General features: G+C 33.1%; 10 protein-coding genes. 5 read left to right on the top strand and 5 right to left on the bottom strand.

What is annotated here, in order from left to right:
* Positions 1 to 432: 432 nt before the first annotated feature.
* Positions 433 to 1,659 carry an aminotransferase class I/II-fold pyridoxal phosphate-dependent enzyme gene (locus tag ACXX80_RS15715; RefSeq protein WP_458554063.1) on the bottom strand — a complete coding sequence of 409 codons (1,227 nt, stop codon included), beginning with the start codon at positions 1,657 to 1,659 and terminating at the stop codon, positions 433 to 435.
* A gap of 279 nt (positions 1,660 to 1,938) precedes the next feature.
* Here ACXX80_RS15715 and ACXX80_RS15710 point away from each other — a divergent pair, with 279 nt between their 5' ends.
* Together ACXX80_RS15710 and lpdA are read left to right on the top strand one after the other, a co-directional pair.
* On the top strand, positions 1,939 to 2,397 hold the full coding sequence (locus ACXX80_RS15710) for an Lrp/AsnC family transcriptional regulator (protein ID WP_417992484.1): 459 nt from the start codon (positions 1,939 to 1,941) through the stop codon (positions 2,395 to 2,397).
* 151 nt (positions 2,398 to 2,548) lie between these two features.
* A complete protein-coding gene (gene lpdA / locus ACXX80_RS15705) occupies positions 2,549 to 3,952 on the top strand; it encodes a dihydrolipoyl dehydrogenase (protein WP_113665525.1) in 1,404 nt (467 codons plus the stop codon).
* A 79-nt stretch (positions 3,953 to 4,031) separates the two neighbouring features.
* Here the strand turns inward: lpdA and ACXX80_RS15700 are convergent, their stop codons facing one another.
* Together ACXX80_RS15700 and ACXX80_RS15695 are read right to left on the bottom strand one after the other, a co-directional pair.
* Positions 4,032 to 4,412 (bottom strand): DoxX family protein, encoded by a 381-nt coding sequence (locus tag ACXX80_RS15700; RefSeq protein ID WP_458554062.1) that lies wholly within the window; start codon positions 4,410 to 4,412, stop codon positions 4,032 to 4,034.
* Between the two features lie 38 nt (positions 4,413 to 4,450).
* Positions 4,451 to 4,855, bottom strand: coding sequence for a VOC family protein (locus tag ACXX80_RS15695; protein ID WP_458554061.1), 405 nt, complete (start codon positions 4,853 to 4,855; stop codon positions 4,451 to 4,453).
* 142 nt (positions 4,856 to 4,997) lie between these two features.
* Between ACXX80_RS15695 and ACXX80_RS15690 the strand changes: the two genes are divergently transcribed.
* Genes ACXX80_RS15690 through ACXX80_RS15680 form a run of 3 tightly spaced genes read left to right on the top strand, consistent with a single transcriptional unit; the run spans position 4,998 to position 9,655 of the window.
* Positions 4,998 to 6,284 (top strand): anthranilate synthase component I family protein, encoded by a 1,287-nt coding sequence (locus tag ACXX80_RS15690; RefSeq protein WP_458554060.1) that lies wholly within the window; start codon positions 4,998 to 5,000, stop codon positions 6,282 to 6,284.
* A 27-nt stretch (positions 6,285 to 6,311) separates the two neighbouring features.
* Positions 6,312 to 7,622 (top strand): tRNA lysidine(34) synthetase TilS, encoded by a 1,311-nt coding sequence (gene tilS, locus ACXX80_RS15685; RefSeq protein WP_458554059.1) that lies wholly within the window; start codon positions 6,312 to 6,314, stop codon positions 7,620 to 7,622.
* Positions 7,622 to 9,655, top strand: a complete 2,034-nt coding sequence (locus ACXX80_RS15680; protein WP_458554058.1) for a protein-disulfide reductase DsbD family protein — start codon at positions 7,622 to 7,624, stop codon at positions 9,653 to 9,655. The genes tilS and ACXX80_RS15680 overlap by 1 nt, the downstream gene beginning before the upstream one ends.
* A gap of 144 nt (positions 9,656 to 9,799) precedes the next feature.
* On the opposite strand, the gene ACXX80_RS15675 is transcribed toward ACXX80_RS15680, so the two are convergent.
* On the bottom strand, positions 9,800 to 10,873 hold the full coding sequence (locus ACXX80_RS15675; RefSeq protein WP_458554057.1) for an alanine/ornithine racemase family PLP-dependent enzyme: 1,074 nt from the start codon (positions 10,871 to 10,873) through the stop codon (positions 9,800 to 9,802).
* Between the two features lie 35 nt (positions 10,874 to 10,908).
* Positions 10,909 to 11,343: a GNAT family N-acetyltransferase gene (locus ACXX80_RS15670; protein WP_458554056.1), complete on the bottom strand. Its 435-nt coding sequence runs from the start codon at positions 11,341 to 11,343 to the stop codon at positions 10,909 to 10,911.
* Positions 11,344 to 11,744 lie beyond the last annotated feature (401 nt).

The raw sequence follows: 11,744 nt of genomic DNA, 5'->3' as shown, positions 1-11,744 counted from the left end.
TTTGAAAAGCCTATCTGAAAAGATAGGCTTTTTTGTTTTACACTGCTACCAGCGTTAGGTAATGACTAGATGGGTAAACTTTCTTTAAAAACGCGTTCTTTTTAATGGTTTTTTTTGTGTTCAATAAGTATTAGATAATGTGTATAGTAACAAATTAATAGCGATTGAATATTCAAATAAATTACATATCGAAATTAGTTTTTATTTTTATGGTGTTGATTTTCAATGTGTTAAATATTTTTTGAAATTTAAAATATTTAGAAATAATTTATGTAGATGTTAATTAGATCTAATAACGAGCATAGAAGTACTCGATATTCTAATAGTATTGGTTTCAATCCTTTTTGACTTAATAAATCTTTATTACTAAAAATAGGTAATAAAAAAGCAGCAAAATAGTCTGCTGCTTTTTCAAATTATATACTAAATATACTATTCTGCCAAAACGGATTCTGATGTCAGCACATTCAATTCTATCATACATTGCTTCATCATTTGATACGTTCTTTCAATATCATTATCTAAACCAATGGAGAATCGAATCAAGCCATCAGTCAATCCCATTTCTATTTGTTCTTCCATTGGAATTTCACTTGAAGTTGAAGTTCCCGGCGCGCTAAATAAGGTTTTATAAAATCCTAAACTTACAGCAAGGTAGCCTAGATTTTTGGCTTGCATCAATTCCATTAAAGCATTAGCTTTTTCCAAAGTTCCTACGTCTAAAGTCATCATTCCGCCAAAACCATATTCATGATTTATCATTCCTGAATATAATTCATGACTTGGGTGACTTTTTAAACCTGGATAAACTGTTTTTAGGCCATCTTTTTCAAAACGTTCTGCAAGATACATCGCATTCTGGCTGTGTTGTTTCATTCGGATATGTAGTGTGCGTAAGTTTTTCATCACGCTGGCAGAACGCAAACTATCCATTGTTGGTCCCAATAACATACTGGCTCCACTGTTTACATTTTTTAAACTGTCAATGAATTCTTGCGAAGCACACGTTACACCACCCACAGTATCACTACTTCCATTTATGTATTTTGTTAAACTGTGAATCACAATATCAGCACCTAATTTTGCAGGAGAAACTGATAATGGAGAAAAAGTATTATCGACAACCAATTTTAAATTATGTCTTTTTGCAATTTTTGCCAAACCGGCAATATCAGCTACTTCTAATAAAGGATTACTCACCGTTTCGCAATATAAAACTTTAGTTTCTGGAGTAATAGCTGCTTCTACAACCTCAAGTTTTGTGATATCAACAAAAGTGGTTTTGATACCTAATCGAGGCGTAAAATTTTTCAAGAAAGCATATGTTCCACCATAAATTGTTCTACTAGAAACAATGTGATCACCCGTTCCACACAACTGCAATAGAGTAGGAGTAATTGCTCCCATTCCTGAAGCTGAGACGTTTGCTGTTTCTGTTCCTTCCATTGCGGCCAAGGCTTTGTCTAAGTACAAATTACTCGGTGAAGAATGACGGGAATACAAGTAGCATCCTTCCATATTACCTTCAAATGTATCGAACATTGTCTTTGCCGAAAGAAAAGTATAGGTTGATGAGTCTGAAATCGATGGATTTACACCACCAAATTCACCAAAGTACTGTAAATCCTGAATGTTGTCTGCGGGATTGAAATTTTTCATAGTTGTTTTTTTTTTGTTATTTGAAGCTATTCCTGCTATTCGCTTTATCTTTTACTTTTTAAAGAAAAAAGTAAAAGGATGCTGCTGCTATCAGGGCTAGGTGATTTCGATCTTGATTAAATCTATTCAAAATAACAGTTTTATAGATTAATAATCAATGCTATTATTTATTATTAGATTTTAAAACTATAAAACATAAAAAATTCAATTTAATTTTCTAAATTAGCTTCCTCAATAGGATTTATATAGATTTTATTTCAATTCAAATTCTCAATAAAAATGACATTAGACTTAGTAGATAAAAAGTTGCTTTTTTTATTACAAAAAGACAGTAAAAAAACAACCAAGGAACTGTCCTTAAAGCTTAATCTTTCGGTTACTGCCGTTTACGAACGAATAAAAAAACTAGAAAGAGAAGGCATTATCGATAAATACGTAGTTTTAGTGAATCGTTCGAAAGTAGAAAAAGGTTTTGTTGTTTTTTGTCACCTCAAACTGATTCAGCATACGAAAGAGTTTATCGCTAAATTTGAAAGCCAAGTGATACAACTTAAGGAAGTGATTGAATGCCATCATGTGAGTGGAGATTATGATTATATCTTGAAAATAGTAGTAAAAGACATGGAAGCCTATCGAGAATTTTTGGTTACAAAACTCACAACATTGGAGCATATTGGAAGTACGCACAGTACATTCATGATTAGTGAAGTAAAAAACACGACAATTGTTGATATTTAGAATAAATGTGAATTTAAAGTGCTATTTAAGGATAAGTAAATGTTAATTACTAAAAATTCGTAACAAAAAACCTTTGCAATTAAACTTTAAACAAAACTTAATTCCTTAATTTTGTGCAACATTTTATAAAAACACCATAAAAAAATATACTATGAGTTCATTTGACGTAGTCATTATAGGTTCTGGACCAGGCGGATATGTATCAGCTATTCGTTGTGCACAGTTGGGTTTCAAAACGGCAATTATCGAAAAATATTCCACTCTTGGAGGAACTTGCTTGAATGTAGGTTGTATTCCTTCAAAAGCATTGCTTGCTTCTTCTCATCATTACAGTGAAATTGCTCATTTTGCAGATCACGGTATTGAACTTTCTGGAGAAGTAAAAGTAAACCTTGAAAAAATGATTGCACGCAAACAAGCTGTTGTCGATCAAACTTCAGGTGGTGTCAAATTTTTAATGGACAAAAATAAAATTACAGTTCTGGAAGGATTGGGTTCATTTGTTGATGCTACACATGTTGCTGTTGCAAAAGCGGATGGAACTTCTGAAACTATCGAAGCTAAAAACATCATTATTGCTACAGGATCTAAACCTTCTTCTTTGCCATTTATCAAAATTGATAAAGAAAGAATTATTACTTCTACAGAAGCTTTGAAACTTAAAGAAGTGCCAAAACATTTGGTAATTATTGGTGGTGGAGTTATCGGAATCGAATTAGGTCAAGTGTATTTACGATTGGGAGCGCAAGTTTCTGTTGTAGAATATTTAGACAGAATCATTCCTGGAATGGACGCTTCATTGTCTAAAGAATTGACTAAAGTATTGAAAAAACAAGGCATGAAATTCTACGTTTCGCACAAAGTGAAATCAGTGGAAAGAAATGGCGAAGGAGTTGTAGTTCAAGCTGAAAATGCAAAAGGAGAAACAATTACGCTGGAAGGAGATTACTCATTAGTTTCTGTAGGACGTCGTCCATACACAGATGGATTAAATGCTGATAAAGCAGGAGTGAAAATCTCAGATAGAGGAATGGTTGAAGTCAACGATCATTTGCAAACTAATATTCCAAATATTTATGCAATTGGAGATGTAGTTCGTGGCGCAATGTTAGCGCACAAAGCCGAAGAAGAAGGAGCTATGGTTGCCGAAATATTAGCAGGTCAAAAACCGCATATTGATTATAACTTGATTCCGGGTGTTGTTTATACTTGGCCAGAAGTAGCTGCTGTTGGACAAACGGAAGAGCAATTGAAAGCAGCTGGTGTTGATTATAAATCAGGAAGTTTTCCTTTCAAAGCTTTAGGTCGCGCCAGAGCTGGTGGAGATTTAGACGGATTTGTAAAAATTCTTGCTGATGCAAAAACAGATGAAGTTTTAGGCGTTCACATGATTGGGGCTCGTTGCGCAGATTTAATTGCTGAAGCGGTTACAGCAATGGAATTTAAAGCATCTGCTGAAGATATTTCAAGAATGTCTCATGCACATCCAACATTTGCTGAAGCAATAAAAGAGGCAGCTTTAGCAGCAACTGATAATAGAGCTTTACATGTGTAATTAGTTAATTGCATTTTCTATAAAATAAAGAAACCCGCTCTATTGAGCGGGTTTCTTCGTTGTTATGAGTTTAGTTTAATTAGCCTTTTGCTACAAATAAACCTTTATAGTTTTCCCAATGGCTGTAAATTAAAAACAGATTGCCTAAAAATAAGAACACAGCGATTGGTAGTCCTTCAGGGGATAAGAAAAAATTAATAAATAATATGTTTAAGGTGATTGGTAGGATTAATAGATTCGCTAATGTAACATAGCGTCCTGTAAGAAACGATAATCCACAAAGGAATTCTATTGATTTTGCTAATGGCAAGATATAAGTAGATGCAACTAAACCCACATTAAAAGCTTTGAAATTTCCAGTAACTTCTGGTTCTGGTGCTAGTTTTAGAAAAAAGCTAACAGACGCATAAAGAAGCAAAAGTCCAATTAAGGTTCGGATAATAATAATTGCAATTTTCATAGTATATGGTTTTTTAAAGGTTACATATTTTAGAATAATTATTGGGGAATTGCACTTTCATCCAGATACATAATTTCCCATTGATGCCCATCTAAATCGGCAAAACTATGTCCGTACATCCATCCGTGATCTTGCGGCTCCATATAAATTGAACCACCGGCATCTACTGCGGTTTTTACCATTTCATCTACTTTTTCTCTACTATCAGCATCTATTGCAATTAATACTTCGGTATTTTTATGGGCGTTGCAAATTTCTTTTTTGGTAAAGTCTTTAAATCGTTGTTCAATAACAAGCATCACAAAAATATTATCTCCAACAATCATGCAAGTGGCCTGTTCATCAGTAAATTGTGGGTTGAAAGAAAATCCAAGTTTAGTGAAAAAATCAATGGATCTTTTAAGGTCTTTAACAGCTAAATTGAGGAAAACTTTTGAAGCCATAACGGGAATGATTTAATGATTTAAATAATCTAAAACTGATCACGCACTATCAAATTTACAAAAAAATAAGCTAATTTTAGTAAAATCGGTTATTGAAGGTTTATTTTTTGTTGTAATTTTGAATTTTAAATACCAACACTTTTTGAGAACTTCTATTTACAAGTCCATTTCTAATCCAAAACTGTTTAAAGAACAGCTTTTATTTTGGTCTCAACAGTTTCGAGAAATCATTTATTTGGACAGTAATGATTATCCACAAAATTTTTCCAGTTATGATTGTATTCTCGCCGTTGATGCTTTTACTTCAATAAAAACAGATTATCACAATGCTTTTGAGGATTTAAAACAATACCAGCAAAATACCAAAGATTGGCTTTTTGGTTATTTATCGTATGATTTAAAAAATGATATTGAGCAGTTGCAATCAACTAATTTGGACGGATTAGAATTTCCGGATTTGTATTTCTTTCAACCTAAAAAGTTATTTTTATTAAAAGGGAATCAACTTGAAATTCAATATCTCAATATGTGTGATGATGAAGTAGAGGAAGATTTTGAAATTATAGTAGAAAGTCGAAAGTCAAAAGTCGAAATAGAAGCATTAGTAACTATTCAACAACGGATTCCGAAGAAAAAATATCTTCAAAAAGTTTCAAAAGTCTTGGAGCACATTCATCAGGGTGATATTTATGAAGCCAATTTCTGTATGGAGTTTTTTGCTGAAAACGCAACGATTGATCCCATAGAAAAGTTCATAAAACTCAACGAAATTTCTCAGCCTCCATTTGCCGTTTTTTTTAAAAACAACAACCATTTTTTGCTTTCGGCGACACCGGAACGTTATTTAAGAAAAGAAGGAGAACGTATTATTTCGCAACCCATTAAAGGAACTGCGAAACGATTTTCAGACCCAATTGAAGATGAAAAATCAAAAAAACAATTGGCTTTAGATCCAAAAGAACGATCCGAAAATATTATGATAACGGATTTAGTGCGGAATGATTTGTCTCGAACGGCACAAAAAGGATCAGTTGAAGTACAAGAGTTATGCAAAATTTATTCTTTTTTGCAAGTCCATCAAATGATTTCTACAATTACATCAAAGTTAGATGCGCAATATTCTGTTGTTGATGTTTTAAAAACCACTTTCCCTATGGGAAGTATGACTGGAGCACCAAAGATTTCGGTGATGAAAATCATTGAACAGTTGGAAGAAACAAAACGCGGGTTGTATAGCGGTGCCGTGGGTTATTTTACACCAAACGGTGATTTTGATTTCAATGTTGTTATCCGAAGCATTTTGTACAATCAAGAAAAAAAATACGTTTCTTTTTCAGTTGGAAGTGCCATCACTTCACAATCCATTCCTGAAAAGGAATATGAGGAATGTTTGCTTAAAGCAAAAGCGATGCGAGAAGTTTTGAGTTAAATCCAAACGAATTATTTAAATTTGAACATGCTACAGAAATTCAAAAACCACCTTCTTCTTAATTTCCAGTTCTTGAGCGGAAAAAAAATACTTCTTGCCACAAGCGGCGGGAAAGATAGCATGGTAATGGTGCATTTGTTTCAGCAATTGGATTATAAAATAGGAATAGCACATTGTAATTTTCAATTGCGCGGAATGGAAAGTTTTGGAGACCAAAATTTTGTCCAGGAATATGCTTCCGCAAATGATATTCAGGTATTTATAACACAATTTGATACTAAAGCTTTCGCAGAAGATTATAAAGTTTCTACGCAAGTTGCCGCTCGTGAGTTGCGATATAACTGGTTTTATGAATTATTAGAAACTGAAAAATTCGATTATATTCTTACGGCACATCATGCCGATGATAATCTGGAAACGTTCCTAATCAATTTGAGTCGTGGAACTGGATTAGAAGGTTTAACTGGAATTCCGGAACAAAACGATAGAGTAATTCGTCCGCTTTTGGCATTTAGCCAAGAAGAAATGGAAGAATACGCCAAATTAAATAATATTAAATGGCGCGAAGACAGCAGTAATGCATCGGATAAATACCTTCGGAATAAAATTCGCCATCATTTGGTTCCGATGTTAAAGGAATTGAATCCCAATTTTCTTTCTTCCTTTCATAAAACGCAAACGTATTTGCAAGAAGCACAAGTGATGGTTGAAGATGCTTCGATTATGATTTATCAGCAAGTAGCTAAACAAGAGGAGGATACTATTTATTTTGATTTTATAAAATTAAAAAAATTACCCAATTACAAATCGTATTTGTACCAATGGCTGAAAGAATTTGGATTTTCGGCTTGGGATGATATTTATGATTTGGTCGAAAGCCAATCTGGTAAATACGTTTTTTCGCCAGAATATAGATTATTGAAAGACAGAGATTCTTTAATCCTAAGTCCTATAAATTTCGTAAATGAAAAGGAGGAATATTTTATTGATGAAAATCAAAAAGAAGTTAATATTCCCTTAAATCTTACGTTTTGTAAAGTAGCGGACATTAGTTTAACAACGAACTCAGCTATCTTTGTTGATGCTGATAAACTGCAATTTCCTTTAGTTTTACGCCATTGGAATGAGGGCGATAGTTTTCAGCCTTTTGGGATGAATGGTAAATCTAAAAAAGTGAGTAAGCTTTTTAAAGATGAAAAATTATCCTTGCTAGAAAAAGAAAATTCGTGGCTTTTATGTTCGAATAATCAAATAGTTTGGATTATTGGACTTCGTCAGGATGAACGTTTTAGAATAGAGAACACAACAAAGAATATACTTAAAATACAATTAGAATAATGAAGAAACTACTATTTATACTTATTGCTTTTTTGGCTTTTGCCAATGGATATGCCCAAATTCTTGATCCTGCAAAATGGACTACCAAAATAGAAAAAAAATCTGAGAATAATTATATTCTTACTTTTAATGCAATCATAGAAAAAGATTGGCATTTATATTCCCAATTTACAGCTGAAGGAGGATCTTTGCCTTTGGAAATTATTTTCAAAAATCAAAAAGGAAATTTTAATTTAGTAGGCAAAGCCAAAGAAAGCAAAACCACAACTGCTTTCAATGATGTTTTTGAAGTGAACGAAACGTACTTTGAGAAAAAAGCTCAAATTCAACAAGAAATCACGATAACAAACCCAAAGATTACAAAAATTGAAGTCAATTTGAATTATCAGGTTTGTAAAGAAGCATGTATCAATTTAGAGAAGAGTTTTACGTTTACCATTCCTGCCACTGCAAAAACAGCGGAATTACCTACTGCAGCATCAGATTTGACTACAATAGATTCAGCTAAAGTTGACACTGCTGTTACAAATGCAGATGTAAATAAAGAAGAAGTTGTTACGGCTGAAAAAGTTCCCGTTCTCGATACCAAACCTTCCAAGCAAAGAGGATTATGGTCTATTTTCTTTATCGCTTTTTTATCTGGATTTGCCGCATTACTTACGCCTTGCGTCTTCCCGATGATTCCTATGACGGTCAGTTTTTTTACCAAACAAAGTAAAACAAAAGCAAAAGGAATTAGAAATGCTATTATTTATGGAATTGCAATCATCTTCATATATGTTGTTTTAGGATTCTTAGTGACCTGGATATTTGGAGCAGATGCACTGAATGCGTTGTCTACAAATGTTTGGTTTAATATTATTTTCTTTGTTTTGTTAGTCACTTTTGCGGCGTCATTTTTAGGAGCTTTTGAGATTATGTTACCAAATTCTTGGGCAAATAAAGTCGATAATCAAGCGGATAGAGGCGGAATAATTGGAATTTTATTCATGGCTTTGGCATTAGCAATTGTCTCTTTTTCGTGTACCGGACCTATCGTAGGAACACTTTTAGTCGAAGCTGCGTCTAAAGGTGGAATTGCACCAATTGTTGGAATGTTTGGATTTTCATTGGCTCTAGCCTTACCATTTATGTTGTTTGCCATGTTTCCAGGTTGGTTGAATTCTTTACCAAAATCCGGTGGTTGGTTGAATACGGTTAAAGTAGTTTTAGGATTTTTAGAATTAGCTTTAGCATTCAAATTTTTGTCAAATGCGGATTTGGTTTTACAATTGCATTTCTTGGAAAGAGAAGTGTTCTTGGCAATTTGGATTGCTATTTTTGGAACATTGGCCTTTTATTTATTCGGAAAAATTACGCTTCCGCATGATAGCCCGATGAGTCATATATCAGTAGGAAGATTGTCTTTTGGATTAGTAGTTTTGGCTTTTACCATCTATTTGATTCCCGGAATTTGGGGAGCACCATTAAAATTAATTTCTGGTTTCCCGCCTCCAATGACGTATAGTGAAAGTCCGTACGGAGTAGGAAATTCAAAAGGTGGTTCGAATGCATCAGCTCAAATTTTGCCGGAAGGCGCACATTTAGGCCCACATGATCTTATCGCTTTTGAAGATTATGAAAAAGGATTGGCTTATGCCAAATCAGTAAATAAACCCATTTTACTGGATTTTACAGGATATGCTTGTGTGAATTGCAGAAAAATGGAAGATTATGTTTGGTCTGATCCTGATATTCTAAAAATTTTACAAGACGAAGTGGTTTTAATCTCTTTGTATGTGGATGATAAAAGAGAATTACCCAAAAATGAGCAATATGTATCAAAAGAAACGGGCAAAGAAATTGTAAGTGTTGGAAATAAATGGAGTGATTTCCAAATTACAAGATACAAAGCCAACGCGCAACCGTATTACATAGTTATCGATGTAGAAGAAAATATGTTATCTGATAAACCGGAAAGTTATAACTCGGATATTAATGCTTATAAAGGCTGGTTGAGAGAAGGAATTGATCGCTTTAAAAAGGCTAAATAAAGCGTAGCATTTGGACAAAATAGCAAACGTAAATTGCACTAATTTCTAAGAAGTAATCTTTGGAAATTAGTGCAATTTGTTTTTGAATTTAGTATTTATTACTAAATGTAATTGTTATATTTTAGCTGTAGACAGGAAATTTTTTTATTCGATTATTTTTTCGATGTAATCAGAATTTAAAAGATACAAAGCGCCCATATATCGTATTTGAAAAGCAACTAAGTCTCCAATTTTATACATCTTTTTAGAATTAGAAATATCGATAACCAACATATCGGAACTGGCATCTACAATAGTAATATCCGAATCATCAGATTCGATATATTGTGGCTGCATGTCTAGCAAGCCAATATCTAGAATGGCTCGCAGCGAAGTAATTCCTAAATCGGTGACATCGTCCATTGAAAACGAATTTCCAGCTACATTCTCGCCTAATTCGCCTGTTGGCGTATTCGGTTTTTCAGTAATTTCGATGATTTCAGCATATAATTTAAAAACATCATTGTGCATTCCTTCGATGGTATTTCCTGTAAATGAATCTTTCCCAAAAAAGAGTGCTTCTCCTATTCGGAAGTGATTCACGGCCATTGGTCGGGCATTTTTTAGGAGTAACGGTATTGTAACCGAAGTTCCTCCGGAGACGAACGGAATACTGATATTGAATTTAGCTTCGATTAATTGCTTGTATAAACTCAATTGAATTAGCTTATCCTGCGTTGGCATTACGCCGCTGAGGCAATTAAAATTCGTCCCGATACCAGAGATTTCGATATTTGGCATTTTTAGAATTGTACCATAAAAGTCTATTAATTCTTCCCCCATAACGCCTTCGCGAAGGTCTCCCATTTCAATCATGATGATGATTTTATGCGTCTTATTTTGCTTCACCGCTTCATCTGAAAGTAGTTGTATGGTATAGATTTCAGTATTAAAACTGATATCGGCATACTTAACAATGCTTTCAATACTTCGTTTTGCAGGTGGTTTTATATAAACAGTTTGAATTTCAGGATCTAGTGCTTTAATTTTTTTCAAATTACTCACTCTGGAATCATGAATTTCACGCACTCCTAAAGCAATGATTTCTTTGAGGTAAATTTTATTTCCGCACAGCAGTTTTGAAACTACACCCCATTCAATATTTCTAGATTTAAATGTTTCATCTAAAAACTGATAGTTTTCCTGTAATTTTTTTCGATATAATTTTATAAAAGCCATTTCTGATGATTTAAAACAAGTTGTTTAAGACGGAACTATTTAGTCAGTCTCATTTCCAGGTATTTATTAGTAAAACCTAAACTTTCGTATAGTTTTTTTGCAGGATTATCAGGTTCTACATGCAGTGCAATATTTCCTTCGGCAATTGATATGGCTTTTTGCATCAACTGTTTTCCAAAACCTTTACCGCGTTGGCTATTGTTTACAGCGATGTAAACCAAAATATTTTCTGGAATGTAATCTTTCATTCCAGTGTTGTTTAAAATAACAACACCTACGATTTTCTGTTCCTCGATTCCCACAACAATATTTCCTCCTTTGTCAGGATTCATGACATAATCAATACATTTTTGAATGTCTTCAATAGTGTCGCCATATTGTTCTAAATGGGTATAAAGGAAAAGTGCTATAATTTTATGGGTGTATATTGTATCTTCTCCGGTAGTGTCATTAATTTGTTTGAATTCCATTTTAAAGTAATTTAGTGTTAAACATGAGCTGTAGCCATGCTAATGATTTTTCTAAATAGAAAATCAAATAGTATTATTTTTTTCGGTTAATTAATAGCCTGTAAATGGAATTTTTCCAAAAGGCGATGATGTAGTAAACTACAAAAAAAGATGATTTTTTCAGAATGATTTCTGAAATAAGGGATTTAATTTTGGGTTAAAAGTGCACAAAAAGTGACTTTAATAAGCACAAAAAATAATTTGGTGTTTTACAAATATAAGGCGAATTATCTGAAAACAGCTCTTAAAATGAGTAAAATGACTTTTTTATAAGTAAAAAAGATCCTTTTATAAGTTGATAATTTAAATAATTCAAGGCAAAGACAAAGAATTATCTGGCAGAAATAGTTGCTAGTTTGAAT

Source organism: Flavobacterium sp. GNP002 (assembly GCF_054343795.1).
The sequence above is the reverse complement of the archived record's forward strand: the minus strand, read 5'-3'. Positions and strand labels throughout refer to the sequence as shown.